Below are 15,941 nucleotides of genomic sequence, written 5' to 3'. Positions count from 1 at the left end.
CCGGTCGCCGCAGGCACCCCGGAGCCGCTGAGCGGATCGAGCCTGCCGACCCGCGGTGCGCCGGTCCGCGCGGGCTCGCCCGGTGGGCGGCCGGATCAGTCCTTGTCGTTGCCGCCCGACGGGTTCAGCGGGAGCAGGACCACCCGGTCGTCGCTGGACACCGGCTTGCCGCCGTCCTTGTTCACGGTGCCGGCCACCGCCAGCCCCGCGGTGTAGACGTCCAGCCCGGACAACCGGCCGTAGCCGGAATCCCCGTCGAACGTCACGCTGGGTTTGCCGGTCGCCGTGCCGTTCGCGTCGATCTCCAGCCCGTGCAGGCCCGGGTCGGTGGACATGGCCACCACCACACCCTCCGTGGCCACCGCGCACCCGGCCACACCGGGCTTGTCCTTCCACCGCCACACCGGCGTGCCCAGCGGCTTGCCGGGGTCGACCAGGTGGATGGCGTCCGCCTCCGGCGCGCGATCGGTCACCCACACCTGGGAGCCGTCTCCCGACGCGCAGACACCGCCCGGTGTGTGCAGGCCGCTGGCGATCACCCGGGAGCCGGTCCTGGGGTTGCCCGCGGCGGGTTTGCCGCTGGTGTCGATCCGCAACACCTTCCCGGCCAGCGAGTCCGGGTTCCGCGCCGCCTTGGGATCGCCGGCGTCGCCCGTCGCCACCAGCAGCGCGCCCGAGGCGTCGACGGCCAGCGCCCCTCGGTTGCCGCGCGCACCCTTGGGGATCCCGGTCAGGATCGGACGCGGCTTCTGGCCAGCGGCGAACCGCACCACCCGGTTGTCCGTGCTGGTGGTGATGTAGGCGAAGACGAGCCCGTCCTCCTGGTAGCTCGGCGACAGCGCCAGCCCGGTCAGGCCGCCGTCACCCTCGGCGGCCACCGTCAACGTCGCGAACGGGGCGGGCTTGCGGCCCTTCACCACGCGCAGCACCCGTCCGGTGTCGCGCTCCGCGGCCAGTGCTGCGGGTTGCCCATGCACCGGCGGCAGCGCCGCGACGGCCACCAGGGTGTCCATGCACGTGCCGATCACCGCGGGGTCGTGATCGGTGCATCCTTCCGGCGGCGGGATCTCACCGTCTCGCTGCCCGGTTCCGCGGCCGCCCTGGCCTTGCGGGATCTCCGGCGAGCCAGGCGCTTCCGGCAGCTCGGGCTGAGGCGGCCGTTGCGGCGTCAGCTGCGGAGCGGGCTGGAAGTCCGCGTCGGCAGCCGAGTCGTCGAACCGCGCGCAGCCGGACAGCAGCAGCCCGCTCGCCGCGATGGCGGCGAGCACACGCATCGAGCGGCGGTGGACCACGGAATCCACGGTAGGTGGTTCGTCGTGAATGTGCGGTGAGCCTGCCCCGCCGCGGCCGCGGCGCGCGGTGGTGCACGATTCACCGGACACGCCCCGATCCCGGATACCCGGAAGGGGGAATTCGGGCTAGTCTGCCCCGCCATGAGCGCAAACGACGAGTTCTACTCCAGCGAAGCGACGCGGCGCCTCCCGTCGCCGGGAACCGGGCAGTCGGAGCCGCCACCACCGGTCCGCACCGACCGCATCGACCCGTCCACCGATTTCGGCGAGGACGAGGACTTCGTCGAGACCCGCTGGCACGGAGGGCTGGACCTGGGCCTGCTGATCCTGCGGATCGCCGTCGGCGGGGCCATGCTGCTCAAGGGCCTGTACAAGTTCGGCATGTTCGGCGGGCCCGGGCTGGAGTCGGTCGCCGACATGCTGGCCAGGAAGTACGACTTCACCAACGAGACCACGCTGGCCTGGGTGCTGGCGGTCACCGAGGTGGGCGCGGGCGGTGCGCTGATCCTCGGCCTGTTCACCCCGCTGGCCGCGGCGGCGATCCTCAGCATCACCTCGTGCGTGGTGTACCTGGATCGTGCGGTCGGCTACTTCCCGGAGACGATCGGTGCCAACCAGGGGCCCGGTTACGCCTACCCGTTGCTCATCGGGGCGGGCGCGCTGGCACTGCTGTTCACCGGCCCGGGACGGGCGTCCGGCGATGCCGGCTTCTCGTGGCGCAAACGCCCGGTCGGCTGGGGAGTGTTCGGCATCCTGCTGGCCGCGGCCGCGGTGCTCGTCGTCGTGCTGGTGTTCCGCTGATCAGCGTGCCGGGCCAGGCAGCTGGTCAGCCGGAGGAAGCCGCCGAGTCGTCCGCCGAATCGTCCTCGGCGCTCTGCTCGGCGGCTGTTTCGCTCGTGCCCGTGGGGGCCTTCGCGGTGTCGCCTGTGCCCGTGGGGGCCTTCGCGGTGTCCGCCGAGGCGTCCTTGCCGACGCCGTCCGCCGGGGCGTCTTCCTGCTTCGTGCCGGCGTCGTCCTGGTCTTCTCGCGGTTTCTCCGGCATCGGCGGGAAGGCCGGGATCCGCCCGCCGCTCAACACCGCGATGATCGGCAGGTGCCGCGCCCGCACCCCGGGCAGCCGCACCTGCTCCTTGTCCGCCAGCACCGCGAACACCTTGGCGTCGGACACCACGGACAACCCGGTGAGTTCACCCCATCCGATGAATCTCGAGCCGAAGACGGTGCGCGCGGTCAGCCCGGTGGCGTCGACCGTCGTTTGGGTGCGCAACACCCACACGGCGAACCCGATCGGCAGCAGGTAGACGGTGGCCAGCCACCACGACGACCAGGCGAACGGGGTGGCGCTGACCATGGCCAGGAAGGCCGCGACCACCGCAACGCGCGGCATCCGGAACGTCGCCTCCTTGACCGGCGGTCGCTCGGGCGTGGACGGCTGCGGTTCGGACTTCTCGCTCACCTGGTGAATGGTGCCTGGCGCCGTGCCAGGGCCCGTCGGCGGGGTGGCGGGGGCGCCGCGCCGTCTCGCCATGCGAGAGCTGCGTCTCGCAGAATTGACACTGCGCAGCGTGACCGGATAAGTTGGCGGCGTGCAGAAGCTGAGCAGCCTCGTAATTCGCCCGCGCGTCGACGCGTAGCGGGTGAAGCGAGCTGCGTCGACGCGCGGACCCTCGTCCGACCTGGTGGTCGGCGGGGGTTTTTTCATGCGACGACGACCCGAGCAGATACTCCGAGAAGACCGCAAGACCCCGAGAAGACACCACGACCGTGAACACCACGTGTAAGAACGAGGCAGCACGATGACCAGCGCCACATCGCGAGCGCGTTCCCGTTCCGCGGGCAGCCCCGCAGGCGGGACCGCCAAACCAGCAGCCCCCAAGCCCGCTCCGCCCGCGGGGACCCCGATCCGGGTCACCGGAGCCCAGTCGCTGGTGCGGTCACTCGAGGCGGTAGGCGTCGAAGTCGTCTTCGGCATTCCCGGCGGGGCCATCCTGCCTGCCTACGATCCGCTGCTCGACTCCACCAAGCTCCGGCACGTGCTGGTCCGGCACGAGCAGGGCGCGGGGCATGCGGCGACCGGGTACGCGCAAGCGACCGGCAAGGTGGGCGTGTGCATGGCCACGTCCGGCCCCGGGGCGACCAACCTGGTCACCCCGCTGGCGGACGCGCACATGGACTCGGTCCCGGTGGTGGCGATCACCGGTCAGCAGACCCGTGCGCTGATCGGCACCGACGCCTTCCAGGAAGCCGACATCTGCGGCATCACGCTGCCCATCACCAAGCACAACTTCCTGGTGACCGATCCGGCGGAGATCCCGCGCACGATCGCCGAGGCGTTCCACCTGGCGTCCACCGGCCGTCCGGGGCCCGTGCTGGTGGACATCCCGAAGGACGTGCTGCAGGAGACGACGTCGTTCTCCTGGCCGCCGGAGACCCGGCTGCCCGGCTACCGGCCGACGCTGCGCCCGCACGGCAAGCAGGTCAGGGAGGCCGCCCGGCTGATGACCAGGGCCCGCCGCCCGGTGTTCTACGTCGGCGGTGGCGTGATCAAGGCCAAGGCGTCCGACGCGCTGCGCGAGCTGGCCGAGCTGACCGGGATCCCCGTGGTGACCACGCTGATGGCCCGCGGCGCCTTCCCGGACTCGCACCGGCAGCACCTGGGGATGCCCGGCATGCACGGTTCGGTCGCCGCGGTCGCGGCGATGCAGCGGGCCGACCTGCTGATCGCGCTCGGCGCCCGGTTCGACGACCGGGTCACCGGCAAGCTGGACAGCTTCGCGCCGGACGCCACCGTGGTGCACGCCGACATCGACCCGGCGGAGATCTCCAAGAACCGCAAGGCCGACGTGCCGATCGTGGGCGACTGCAAGGAGATCATCACCGAGCTGATCTCCGCGGTGAAGGCGGAGATCGCCGCGGGCCACACGGCGAAGCTGGACGACTGGTGGACGCAGATCGACGCGTGGCGCCGCACCTACCCGCAGGGCTACGACTGGCCGAAGGACGGGTCGCTGGCCCCGCAGTACGTCATCGAGCGCATCGGGCAGATCGTCGGGCCGGACGCCCTCTACGTGGCCGGGGTGGGGCAGCACCAGATGTGGGCGGCCCAGTTCATCTCCTACGAAAAGCCCGGCACCTGGATCAACTCCGGCGGCCTCGGCACCATGGGGTTCGCCGTGCCTGCGGCGATGGGCGCCAAGTTCGGCAGGCCGGACAAAGAGGTGTGGGCCATCGACGGCGACGGCTGCTTCCAGATGACCAACCAGGAGCTGGCCACGTGCGCCATCGAGGGCGCGCCGATCAAGGTCGCCGTGATCAACAACGGCAACCTGGGCATGGTCCGGCAGTGGCAGAACCTGTTCTACGAGCAGCGGTACTCCAACACCGACCTGGGCACGCACGCCCACCGCATCCCGGACTTCACGCTGCTGGCCGAGGCCATGGGCTGCGTCGGGCTGCGCTGCGAGACCAAGGAAGAGGTCGACGAGGTCATCGAGAAGGCCAGGGGCATCAACGACCGGCCGGTGGTGATCGACTTCGTGGTCGGCAAGGACGCCCAGGTGTGGCCGATGGTCGCGGCGGGAACCAGCAACGACGAGATCATGGCCGCGCGCGGCATCCGCCCGCTGTTCGACGACGACGACGTGTCGGAAAGGGAGCTGTGATGAGCGTCCACACCCTGAGCGTGCTGGTGGAGAACAAACCGGGTGTGCTGGCGCGCGTGTCCGGGCTGTTCTCCCGCCGCGGCTTCAACATCGAGTCGCTGGCCGTCGGCCCGACCGAGAACCCGGAGATCTCCCGGATGACCATCGTCGTCGCGGTGGAGGACCTGCCGCTGGAGCAGGTCACCAAGCAGTTGAACAAGCTGGTGAACGTGATCAAGATCGTGGAGCTGGAGCCGTCCAGTTCCGTGCAGCGCGAGCTGATGCTGATCAAGGTGCGCGCCGACGCCACGGTGCGCAGCCAGGTGCTGGAGACCGTGCAGTTGTTCCGCGCCAAAGTGGTCGACGTCTCGCCGGAAGCGCTCACCATCGAGGCGACCGGCACCGCGGACAAGACCTCCGCGCTGCTGCGCATGCTCGAGCCCTACGGCATCCGCGAGATCGTGCAGTCCGGGATGGTGGCCATCGGCCGTGGCGCCAAGTCCATCACCGCGTCGGCGATCCGCTGACAGCGCGCACAGTCAACCGAAAACACCCGCACCGGAAGGAAGCAATACCCCTCATGGCAGTTGAGATTTTCTACGACGACGACGCCGACCTCGGTCTGATCCAGCAGCGCAAGGTAGCGGTGATCGGCTACGGCAGTCAGGGCCACGCGCACGCGCTGAGCTTGCGCGACTCGGGCGTCGACGTGCGGGTGGGCCTGCCCGAGACGTCGAAGTCCCGGGCCAAGGCCGAGGAGGAAGGCCTGCGGGTGGTCACGCCCGCACAAGCCTCCGAAGAGGCCGACCTGATCATGGTGCTGGCGCCGGACACCGCGCAGCGCAAGATCTACGCCGAGGACATCGCGCCGCACCTGAAGTCCGGCGACGCGCTCTACTTCGGCCACGGGTTCAACATCCGCTACGGCCTGATCCAGCCGCCGTCGGACGTCGACGTCGCCATGGTCGCGCCGAAGGGCCCCGGTCACCTGGTGCGCAGGCAGTTCGTCGACGGCAAGGGCGTGCCGTGCCTGATCGCCGTGGAGCAGGACGCCTCCGGCAACGCGCAGGCGCTGGCGCTGTCCTACGCCAAGGCGATCGGCGGCACCCGCGCCGGCGTCATCAAGACCACGTTCGCCGAGGAGACCGAGACCGACCTGTTCGGTGAGCAGACGGTGCTCTGCGGCGGGGTGAGCGCGCTGATCCAGGCCGGCTTCGAGGTGCTCACCGAGGCCGGCTACGCCCCGGAGATCGCCTACTTCGAGGTGCTGCACGAGCTGAAGCTGATCGTGGACCTGATCTACGAGGGCGGTATCGCCGGCCAGCGCTACTCGGTGTCCGACACCGCCGAGTACGGCGACCTCACCCGCGGCCCGCGGGTGATCGGCCCGCAGGTGAAGGAGGAGATGCGCAAGATCCTGGCCGAGATCCAGGACGGCTCGTTCGCCCGCGAGTGGGTCGCCGAGGACGAGGCGGGCAGGCCGAACTTCACCAAGCTGCAGGCCGAAGGCGCCGCGCACCCGATCGAGGAGGTCGGCGCCCGGCTGCGCAAGATGATGGCCTGGGTCAAGCCCACCGTCTGAGCACGGATTTCCCGGTACGCGGCCCGGGTCGCCGGGGGAGCATCCCCGTGGTGGCCCGGGCCGTCGCCGGTGGTTGGCACGCGGTGCAAGTCTTCGGCACTCTGGCGCTCCGACTGTCCAGGTCGCTCGTCACCCCGTAATGTTGGTGACAGGCAGCTGTGACGGAATGACCCACCGCAAGGGGTGCCGCTCACGGTCGCTTTTTTCCAACCGGCGGGCAGCCGGATCGCCGACGAACAGGATCAACCACCGTGACCGCACCTCCCCAGGCGGCCGAGAGGCCGCGCCATCGCTCTGATTTCGCCCGGCTGTCGCGTCGCATCCGCGACGCGGGCCTGTTCGACCGTCGGCCGCTGTACTACACGCTCAAGATCGCGTTCAACCTGCTGATGCTCGCCGCGGCCTGCGTCGGCTTCGCGCTGATCGGGGATTCGTGGTGGCAGCTGCTGATCGCCGCCGGCCTGGCCGTCGTGTTCGCCCAGCTGGCCTTCATCGGCCACGACGCCGGGCACAAGCAGATCTTCCGCAGCAGCCGGGCCAACGACGTGGTGGGTTACCTGCACGGTGGCCTGATCGGCATGAGCTACGGCAGCTGGCTGCGGAACCACAACGCGCACCACGCCAACCCGAACCACGAGGAACACGACCCGGATCTGGACATCCCCGCGCTGTCGTTCACCGAACAGCAAGCGGGCGCCAAGCGCGGTTTCCAGCGCTGGCTGACCAAATACCAGGCGTACTTGTTCTTCCCGCTGCTGCTGCTCGAGGGGCTGGCACTGCGCATCACCGCGGTGCGCGCCGTGATCAACGGCACGGTGAAACTGCGCAAGCTGGAAGCCGTTCTGCTGGCCGGCCACATCGGCGGGTACCTCACCGTGGTGTTCCTGGTGCTCTCGCCGCCGATCGCGGTGCTGTTCATCGTGGTGCACCAGTGCCTGTGGGGCGTGTACCTGGGGTGCTCGTTCGCGCCGAACCACAAGGGCATGCCGACACTGAAACCGGGGGAGAAGATCGACTTCCTCCGCAAGCAGGTGCTGACCTCGCGCAACGTGCGCGGTGGCCCGATCGTCGACTGGGTGCTCGGCGGGCTGAACTACCAGATCGAGCACCACTTGTTCCCGACCATGCCGCGGCCGAACCTGCGCCGGGCCCAGCCGATCGTGCAGCAGTTCTGCCGGGAGATCGGCCTGTCCTACAGTCAGACGGGGTGGCTGCGCTCCTATCGGTACGTGCTGCAGTACCTGCATTCCCTGGGCGCGCCGCTGCGTGCACAGTCCGCATGACCGGCGGCGGGTAGCTCGCCGCGGGGTCAAGGCACGGTGAGGCGCATGGTGCGCCTTTGCCGAACGCCGGCGAGCTGCCGGGCCTGACCGGCCACGGTCACCCTGGTCGGCCGTCGCAGCGGGAAAGGCCGGGCCGCAGCCGACCTCCAGGACCAGCAACGGCGGCGCCCTACTCAGGGGCGAGCGCCTGCACCCAGCCCGGCGAGCAGCAGGACGACCAGTTCATCGTCTGCCGAGCTCTCGGCACACGATCGACGGCCACGGTGTGCCCGTCGATCGTGATCTTCTCGGTGCCACTGGTCCTGGCGGCCTCCCGGTCGGCGGGTGCGGCGGTATCAACGACGCCGGCCTGCGACGTGCTGCAGCCGGAGGAGCGCGACCGCGGTCGCGACGCAGCCGAGGGCGACGATGCTGGCGGCCCTGGCGATGTGCAACTCGTTCGGCCCTTCTCGGGTGGATGGTTCCCCTGCGCGCATCCACTCGGCACAGTGGCTGGTCACCCACACGAACGATTGACGGTGTGCGGATCATCGCTGCTTTGGTGCGAGGCGGGTCGTTCACCGGATCGTGTTTCCCGCCGATGAGCAGCACTGCTCGCCCCGGGCCACTGCCCGATCGCCCGGCAGGGGCATGTCCACCTGGGAGGTACGGCGTTCGAGGAAGCATCCGAGGTGTCAGGACGCGTATTCGACGGCCTGGCCGGAGCCTCCGGCACCGACGACGGCGATCGGGTCGCCCGCGGCCGCGGCGGATGTGGACGACCCGGTCACGACAGGGCGCACGTCGCCGGAAACGGTGAAATCGACGATTCCGGTGGGTGCTCGATCACAATTTCCGGCCGGTGTCCCAACATGTGGTCGCAATTCGCCGACGTGGCGTACATCATCCCAGCTCATGACGCCTGCCGGCGGGCCGCTCGATAGACTTCGGGCTCAGCCAAGACACGACGTTTCGGAGTCTGTTTCGTGACCACGCCTGATCGTCCTGTAGTTCTTCTCGCCGAAAAGCTGGCCCCGTCCGTCCACGAGATCCTCGGTGACGAGGTCGAGATCCGTCAGGTCGACGGCACCGACCGTCCGGCCCTGCTGGAAGCCGTGCGTTCCGCGGACGCCCTGCTGGTGCGATCGGCCACCAGGGTCGACGCCGAGGTGCTGGCCGCGGCCCCGAAGCTGAAGGTCGTCGCGCGCGCCGGTGTCGGTCTGGACAACGTCGAGGTCCCGGCCGCCACCGAGCGCGGTGTGCTGGTGGTCAACGCCCCCACCTCCAACATCGTGTCGGCCGCCGAGCACGCCGTCGGCCTGCTGCTGTCCGTGCTGCGCCGGATCCCCGCCGCCCACCAGAGCCTGCAGCAGGGCGAGTGGAAGCGCAGCGCGTTCACCGGTGTCGAACTGAACGGCAAGACGGTCGGTGTCATCGGCCTCGGCAAGATCGGTCAGCTGTTCGCGCAGCGGGTGGCCGCCTTCGGCGTCGAGCTGATCGCCTACGACCCGTACGTGTCGCCGGCGCGCGCCGCGCAGCTGGGCATCGAGCTGGTGGAGCTGGACGAACTGCTCCGCCGCGCGGACGTCATCTCGATCCACCTGCCCAAGACGCCGGAGACCGTCGGCCTGATCGACGCCGAGGCGCTGGCCAAGACCAAGCGCGGCGTCATCCTGATCAACGCCGCGCGCGGCGGCCTGGTGGACGAGGAGGCGCTGGCCAAGGCGGTCGCCGACGGGCACGTCGGCGGTGCCGGGGTGGACGTGTTCGCCGAGGAGCCCGCGACCACCAGCCCGCTGTTCGGCCTGCCCAACGTCGTCGTCACGCCGCACCTGGGTGCGTCGACCCGCGAGGCACAGGACAGGGCGGGCACCGACGTGGCCAAGTCGGTCCTGCTGGCGCTGCGCGGCGACTTCGTGCCGGATGCGGTGAACGTGGCCAGCGGCAAGGTCAGCGACGAGCTGCGGCCGTACCTGCCGCTGACCCAGAAGCTGGGTGTGGTGCTGGCCGCCTTCTCCAGCCAGCCGCCCGCGTCGGTGACCGTCGAGGTGCGCGGCGAGCTCGCTGCGGAGGACCCGAGCGTGCTGTCCCTGGCCGCGCTGCGCGGTGTGTTCGACGCCGTGGTGGAGGACCAGGTGACGTTCGTCAACGCGCAGCGGCTGGCGGACGACCTGGGCGTGCAGGTCGACGTGGTCACCGAGCCGGAAAGCCGGATCTACCGCAGCGAGGTGACGGTGCGCGCGGTGCACGCGGACGGGACGTCGTTGTCGGTGTCCGGGGCGATCACCGGCTTGGACGAAGTGGAGAAGATCGTCGAGGTCAACGGCAGGCACTTCGACATCCGCGCGGAAGGCCACATGCTGTTGCTCGAGTACCCGGACCGCCCGGGCGTGATGGGCAGCGTCGGCACGCTGCTCGGCGAGGCGGGGGTCAACATCGAGGCTGCGCAGATCAGCCAGACCACCGACGGGGCGGACGCCGTCATGTTGCTGCGGGTGGACCGGCCGGTGAACCAGGACGTGCTCGGCCCGATCGGCAGCAGCGTCGGCGCGCGCACGGTGCGGGCGGTGACGTTCCCCCGATAGGCCATCATCCGGCTCGATGCGGTGATCAAGTCCGGCGCCGCACGGCCGATGGGGGTGGCGAGATCACTGAGTGTGGTGCCTGCCGGTAACCTGCCCCGTGGCGGGACATTGCCCGGCAGTACCCGGAGTAAACCGGCGTACGTGCGAAGACGGAGGTATCGGATGCGGCTCGCGGTGATCCCCGGTGACGGGATCGGACCCGAGGTCGTGGCAGAGGCCCTCAAGGTGCTGACGGAAGTCGCGCCGAACACCGAGATCACCAACTACGACTTGGGCGCCGCGCGGTGGCACTCGACCGGAGAACTGCTCCCCGAGTCCGTGCTGAACGAGCTGCGGGAGCAGGACGCCATTCTGCTGGGCGCGGTCGGTGACCCGTCGGTGCCGAGCGGGATCCTCGAGCGTGGCCTGCTGCTGCGGCTGCGGTTCGAGTTGGATCACCACGTGAACCTGCGTCCGGCGCGGCTGTACCCGGGGGTGCAGGGGCCGCTGGCCAACCCCGGAGAGGTCGACATGGTGGTGGTGCGGGAAGGCACCGAGGGTCCGTACGTGGGCAACGGCGGCATCCTGCGCAAGGACACCGAGCACGAGGTCGCCACCGAGGTCTCGCTGAACACCGCGTTCGGCATCAAGCGGGTGGTCGACGACGCCTTCAAGCGGGCGTCCCAGCGGCCGCGCAGGCGGCTGACGTTGGTGCACAAGACCAACGTGCTCACCCACGCCGGCTCGCTGTGGTCGCGGGTGGTGGAGGAGGTGTCGCTGCAGTACCCGGACGTGTCCGTCGACTACATGCACGTCGACGCGGCCACGATCCACCTGGTCAACGACCCTTCGCGGTTCGACGTGATCGTCACCGACAACCTGTTCGGCGACATCATCACCGACCTGGCGGCGGCCATCACCGGCGGCATCGGCCTGGCCGCGAGCGGGAACCTGGACGTCACCAGGCAGAACCCGAGCATGTTCGAGCCGGTGCACGGTTCCGCCCCGGACATCGCCGGGCAGGGCATCGCCGACCCGACCGCCGCGGTGCTGTCGGTGGCGATGCTGCTCGACCACCTCGGCGAGCGCGAGGCGGCCCGCCGCATCGAAGCGTCCGTGGCGTTCGACCTGGCCACCCGGGACCACGCCAACCCCGGATCCACCAGGGCGATCGGCGACCGGCTCGCCGCGCTCGTCTCGTCCGGCAACAGGGCGGCCAGCTGACCGATCCGTTCAGGCAGGCTTGCAACGGCGCCCCGCTCCCAGCCTGGAGCGGGGCGCCTTGTTCTGACCGACTCGTCGCCTCGGACGGCCAAGGGAAGCAGGTCGTGGTCGCCATCGGCTCGTGGTGTCGGCGCCGGCGGACCGGACAGGTCGCCGACACTGCGTTCCTCCCCGGGACGGGCGCAGTCCCGCCTCGTCGGTGGTTGGTGATCGTGTGGCCGCACCCCGGCGGTCCCGGGGTGAGCGGCGCACCTGGAGTTCGAGAGCCGGGCGATCCGGCCGCACCCCGGCGGTCCCGAGGCGAGCGGCGCACTCCGATCGGTTCTCATACTCTGAGAACTGGGCCCGATTTCTGAGAACGCCGGGTGATGTGGCATGATGTCGGACATGGCATCCGCCGTGATCATTATTGGCAGGCGCGCCGAGTAGCGCTCGACACCGAGCTACCCGGCGCGCAGACCTCTCGCATCCACGCGAGGGGTTTTTTTGTTTTTCCGGCAACGCACAACTTCATCCGACACGGCTCGTCCATACGGGAGTGACCACAGTGAACCGCACAGTCCCCGCAGGAACACCACTCGGCGACGCATTCCACGTCTACGACACGACGCTGCGCGACGGGGCTCAGCGGGAGGGCATTTCCTACTCGATCGCCGACAAGATGGCGGTCGCCCGGTTGCTGGACGAGCTCGGGGTCGGCTTCATCGAAGGCGGATGGCCCGGCGCCCTGCCGAAGGACACCGAGTTCTTCGCCCGCGCGGCACGCGGGGAGCTGACCCTCAAGCACGCCGTGCTGGTGGCGTTCGGCTCCACCCGCAAGGCAGGCACCACGGCCGCCCGTGACCCGCAGGTGCGCGCGCTGCTCGATTCGCAGGCGCCGGTCGTCACACTGGTGGCGAAGTCCGACCGCAGGCACATCGAGCGCGCGCTGAAGGTCGACGTGCCGGAAGCCTGCGCCATGGTCCGGGACACGGTCTCGTTCCTCGTCGGCGAAGGGCGACGGGTGTTCCTGGACGCCGAGCACTTCTTCGACGGCTACGCCTTCGACCCCGACACCGCGTTGCGGGTGCTGGAAGCCGCGGGGGAGGCGGGCGCCGACGTCGTGGTGTTGTGCGACACGAACGGCGGCCAGCTTCCGCTCGGCATCGCCGAGACGGTGGCCGCGGTGCAGGAGCGGACCGGGCTGCGCCTCGGCATCCACTGCCAGGACGACACCAGCTGCGCGGTGGCCAACACGGTGGCCGCGGTGCAGGCGGGCGCCACGCACGCGCAGTGCACGGCGAACGGGTACGGCGAGCGGGCTGGCAACGCCGATCTGTTCGCCGTGCTGGGCAACTTGGTGACCAAGCTCGGCATGGAGGTGCTGCCCAGCGGATGCGCCGCGGAGATGACCCGGGTTTCGCACGCCATCGCGGAGATCGCCAACATCGCCCCGGACACTCACCAGGCCTACGTCGGGGCGTCGGCGTTCGCGCACAAGGCGGGGCTGCACGCCAGCGCGATCAAGGTCGACCCGCTGCTGTACAACCACATCGACCCCGAGGTGGTCGGCAACGACATGCGGGTGCTGGTCACCGAGATGGCGGGCAGGGCCAGCCTGGAGCTCAAGGGCCGCGAGCTGGGTGTCGACCTGGCCAGCAGGCCGGCCGCGCTGAGCGGGGTGGTGGAGCAGGTGAAGGCGCTGGAGGCCAAGGGATGGTCGTTCGAGGCCGCCGACGCCTCGCTCGAGCTGCTGCTGCGCCGGGCGATGGACGCCGACGCGGACCCGGGCGAGGAGCGGATGGCGCCGGAGGCGCCGTTCGAGCTGGAGTCGTACCGGGTCGTGCTGGACCACCGCAGCGACGGCCAGGTGATCTCGGAGGCCACCGTCAAGGTGCACGTGGCGGGGGAGCGGGTGATCGCGACCGCGGAGGGCAACGGACCGGTGCACGCGCTGGACGCCGCGCTCCGCAAGGCCCTGACGCCGTACCTGCCCTGGCTGGACGAGGTCGACCTGGCCGACTACAAGGTGCGCATCCTGAGCGGAACGCACGGCACCAACGCGGTCACCCGGGTGCTGATCGACAGCACCGACGGCGAACGGGAATGGACCACGGTGGGGGTGCACGAGAACATCGTGGAGGCCAGCTGGCTGGCGCTGTGCGACGCGCTGGTGCACAAGTCTATGCGGGTGTGATGTGGCGAACGACACTGCGACGGACCTCGGCGCGCTCGGGGCGGGCGCGGGTTCGCGGCCCGTCCGGGTGCGCCGGACCTGGTCAGGTGGTGATCGGAACGTCTCGGCCGCCCCGGTAGTGTGCGGGTATGCGTCTGGCTCGAATCGCACATCCGTCCGGTGTCGCCTTCGTCGTCATCGAGGGCGACGAGGTCGCCGAGATCGCCGACCACCCGTTCGGCCAGCCCCAGTTCACCGGCAAGCGGTGGCCGTTGGCCGATGTGCGGCTGCTGGCGCCCATCCTGCCGACCAAGATCATCGGGGTCGGCAAGAACTACGCCGCGCACGCGGCCGAGATGGGCGGGGAGCCGCCGTCCACCCCGCTGCTGTTCCTCAAGCCGTCCACCGCCGTGATCGGGCCCAACGCGCCGATCAAGCGTCCGCCGAGTTCGGCGCGCGTGGACTACGAGGGGGAGCTGGCCGTGGTGATCGGGCAGCCGGTGCGCAACGTGCCTGCGTCCAGGGCCAAGGACGTCATCCGCGGCTACACCATCGCCAACGACGTGACCGCGCGTGACCAGCAGCAGGCCGATGTGCAGTTCACCAGGGCGAAGAGCTACGACACGTTCTGCCCGCTCGGCCCGTGGATCGAGACCGACCTGGATCCGTCCGACCTGCGGGTGCGCACCACGCTGGACGGCGAGGTGAAGCAGGACGTCAGCACGGCGCAGATGATCCACTCGGTGGCCGACCTGGTGGCGTTCGTCTCCGAGATCATGACGCTGTTGCCGGGCGACGTGATCCTCACCGGCACCCCGGAGGGCGTGGGGCCGATGGTGGCCGGGCAGGAGGTGTCGGTCACCATCGACGGGATCGGCACCTTGACCAACCCGGTGGTCGACGCCTGACACCGCACCGGTGTCCGCGTGCGCCGGTGATCGTCCGGCGCCGCGCCGCGGGAGATCAGCGCCGGGCGAACGCCGGAGCGTGCTCGGGGCGGATGCCGATCCCGATCAACCGGGCCGGGAAGTACGACAGCCACGGCATCCGGCGCATGAGCGCCATCATCGCGATCGGCGGCTCGGCCACCTTCCCGCGGAGCACCGGATCCACCAGCTGCCGGTGCATGGTGCGCTGCATGGCTTGCACGGCGACCGTGGGCAGCCACCGCCTGCGCCTGACCTTGGCCAGGTCGTCCGTGGTGACCTGGCCCTTGCGCAGCGGCTCGGCCAGCAGCGTCCCGGCGGCCACGGCGTCCTGCACCGCCAGGTTGATGCCGACGCCGCCGACCGGGCTCATGGCGTGCGCCGCGTCGCCGATGCACAGCAGGCCGGGCAGGTGCCACTGCTTGACCCGGTTCAGCCGGACGTCGAGGTGCTTGACGTCGTCCATCGAGCCGATCTCCCCGGTGCGTTCCGCCGCCCACGGGAAGACTTTGCCGATGCGTTCCCGGAAAGCGTCGATGCCTGCGGCGCGCAGCTGGTCGTCGGTGCCCTTCCGGCCGATGAGGGCCATCTGGTAGTAGCCCTCGCGCGGCACGGCCAGGGCCAGCTCGCCGTCCTGCAGCGCCGGACGCAGCGTGGTCGGCGGGTCGTTCGGGTAGCGCGGCAGCCGGAACCACCACACGTCGAACGGCACCGGGAACTCCACCACCGGCAGCTCGACCGCCTTCCGGACGATCGACCACCGGCCGTCGGCCGCGACCGTCAGCTTCGCGTGCAGCTCGCGTTCCTCGCCGGTGACCCGGTCGGTGAACCGGACCCCGGTGACCGCGCCGCCGCGCGATCGCAGCACGTCGGTCACCTCGGCGTTGTGCAGCAGCGTGAAGCCAGGTTCCTCCGCCGCGGCCTCGGCGAGCAGGTCGAGCAGCTCCCACTGCGGGACCATCGCGATGTAGGGGTGGGGCACCCGCAGCCGTTTCAGGTCCACCACCACGACCTGCTCGCCGTCCGGGGTGGGAAAGCTCACCTCGGTGATCTTGCTGTGCGGCCGTTCGGCGAACCGGTCGGCCAGGCCGAGCTCGTCCAGCAGGGTCAGCGTCGACGGGTGCACGGTGTCACCGCGGAAGTCCCGCAGGAAGTCCGCGTGCTTCTCCAGCACGGTGACCTCGATGCCTGCCCGGGCGAGCAGCAGGCTCAGCACCATGCCCGCCGGTCCGCCGCCGGACACGGCGACCGTCGTGGTGAGCTTCATGGCCGCCCCCTTTTTCATCGCCTGTTGA

12 protein-coding genes are annotated in these 15,941 nt (G+C 70.2%); 9 read left to right on the top strand and 3 right to left on the bottom strand.

From position 1 onward, the window contains the following. Window positions 1-95 precede the first annotated feature (95 nt). A complete protein-coding gene (locus tag YWY_RS0104620) occupies window positions 96-1,274 on the bottom strand; it encodes a PQQ-dependent sugar dehydrogenase (protein WP_028846647.1) in 1,179 nt (392 codons plus the stop codon). 159 nt (window positions 1,275-1,433) lie between these two features. Between YWY_RS0104620 and YWY_RS20300 the strand changes: the two genes are divergently transcribed. Next, window positions 1,434-2,093 (top strand): DoxX family protein, encoded by a 660-nt coding sequence (locus YWY_RS20300; RefSeq protein ID WP_051309744.1) that lies wholly within the window; start codon window positions 1,434-1,436, stop codon window positions 2,091-2,093. Between the two features lie 25 nt (window positions 2,094-2,118). On the opposite strand, the gene YWY_RS23065 is transcribed toward YWY_RS20300, so the two are convergent. Continuing rightward, window positions 2,119-2,748, bottom strand: coding sequence for a PH domain-containing protein (locus tag YWY_RS23065; protein WP_051309742.1), 630 nt, complete (start codon window positions 2,746-2,748; stop codon window positions 2,119-2,121). A gap of 445 nt (window positions 2,749-3,193) precedes the next feature. Here YWY_RS23065 and YWY_RS0104605 point away from each other — a divergent pair, with 445 nt between their 5' ends. From YWY_RS0104605 to YWY_RS0104560, 8 genes are all read left to right on the top strand, one after another. After that, window positions 3,194-4,954 carry an acetolactate synthase large subunit gene (locus YWY_RS0104605; protein WP_028846646.1) on the top strand — a complete coding sequence of 587 codons (1,761 nt, stop codon included), beginning with the start codon at window positions 3,194-3,196 and terminating at the stop codon, window positions 4,952-4,954. Next, entirely contained in the window at window positions 4,954-5,460 is a 507-nt protein-coding gene (gene ilvN / locus YWY_RS0104600) for an acetolactate synthase small subunit (RefSeq protein ID WP_028846645.1), read from the top strand. The genes YWY_RS0104605 and ilvN overlap by 1 nt, the downstream gene beginning before the upstream one ends. A gap of 53 nt (window positions 5,461-5,513) precedes the next feature. Then, entirely contained in the window at window positions 5,514-6,515 is a 1,002-nt protein-coding gene (gene ilvC / locus YWY_RS0104595) for a ketol-acid reductoisomerase (RefSeq protein ID WP_028846644.1), read from the top strand. 251 nt (window positions 6,516-6,766) lie between these two features. Continuing rightward, the gene (locus tag YWY_RS20290; RefSeq protein WP_038044504.1) at window positions 6,767-7,798 is read left to right on the top strand and encodes a fatty acid desaturase family protein; all 1,032 of its coding nucleotides are present in this window, start codon (window positions 6,767-6,769) and stop codon (window positions 7,796-7,798) included. A gap of 965 nt (window positions 7,799-8,763) precedes the next feature. After that, window positions 8,764-10,362, top strand: a complete 1,599-nt coding sequence (gene serA / locus YWY_RS0104575; RefSeq protein WP_028846643.1) for a phosphoglycerate dehydrogenase — start codon at window positions 8,764-8,766, stop codon at window positions 10,360-10,362. A gap of 162 nt (window positions 10,363-10,524) precedes the next feature. Further along, window positions 10,525-11,565 (top strand): 3-isopropylmalate dehydrogenase, encoded by a 1,041-nt coding sequence (locus YWY_RS0104570; RefSeq protein ID WP_028846642.1) that lies wholly within the window; start codon window positions 10,525-10,527, stop codon window positions 11,563-11,565. A gap of 547 nt (window positions 11,566-12,112) precedes the next feature. Then, on the top strand, window positions 12,113-13,741 hold the full coding sequence (gene cimA, locus YWY_RS0104565) for a citramalate synthase (protein ID WP_028846641.1): 1,629 nt from the start codon (window positions 12,113-12,115) through the stop codon (window positions 13,739-13,741). A 128-nt stretch (window positions 13,742-13,869) separates the two neighbouring features. After that, window positions 13,870-14,628 carry a fumarylacetoacetate hydrolase family protein gene (locus YWY_RS0104560; protein WP_028846640.1) on the top strand — a complete coding sequence of 253 codons (759 nt, stop codon included), beginning with the start codon at window positions 13,870-13,872 and terminating at the stop codon, window positions 14,626-14,628. A 55-nt stretch (window positions 14,629-14,683) separates the two neighbouring features. Here YWY_RS0104560 and YWY_RS0104555 read toward each other — a convergent pair whose 3' ends face one another. Next, window positions 14,684-15,913 (bottom strand): FAD-dependent oxidoreductase, encoded by a 1,230-nt coding sequence (locus YWY_RS0104555; RefSeq protein ID WP_028846639.1) that lies wholly within the window; start codon window positions 15,911-15,913, stop codon window positions 14,684-14,686. Between the last annotated feature and the right edge of the window lie 28 nt (window positions 15,914-15,941).

Origin of the sequence: Thermocrispum agreste DSM 44070 (assembly GCF_000427905.1) — a bacterium.
In the GTDB taxonomy this organism is placed as follows: Bacteria; Actinomycetota; Actinomycetes; order Mycobacteriales; family Pseudonocardiaceae; genus Thermocrispum; species Thermocrispum agreste.
This window is presented reverse-complemented; position numbering and strand designations above follow the sequence as displayed.

Excerpts from the sequence above, each read along its gene's own strand:
- ilvN (WP_028846645.1), top strand. The coding sequence starts at position 4,954 with ATGAGCGTCCACACCCTGAGCGTGCTGGTGGAGAACAAACCGGGTGTG.
- YWY_RS20300 (WP_051309744.1), top strand. The coding sequence starts at position 1,434 with ATGAGCGCAAACGACGAGTTCTACTCCAGCGAAGCGACGCGGCGCCTC.
- ilvC (WP_028846644.1), top strand. The coding sequence starts at position 5,514 with ATGGCAGTTGAGATTTTCTACGACGACGACGCCGACCTCGGTCTGATC.
- YWY_RS0104560 (WP_028846640.1), top strand. The coding sequence starts at position 13,870 with ATGCGTCTGGCTCGAATCGCACATCCGTCCGGTGTCGCCTTCGTCGTC.
- YWY_RS0104570 (WP_028846642.1), top strand. The coding sequence starts at position 10,525 with ATGCGGCTCGCGGTGATCCCCGGTGACGGGATCGGACCCGAGGTCGTG.
- YWY_RS0104555 (WP_028846639.1), bottom strand. The coding sequence starts at position 15,913 with ATGAAGCTCACCACGACGGTCGCCGTGTCCGGCGGCGGACCGGCGGGC.
- YWY_RS0104620 (WP_028846647.1), bottom strand. The coding sequence starts at position 1,274 with ATGCGTGTGCTCGCCGCCATCGCGGCGAGCGGGCTGCTGCTGTCCGGC.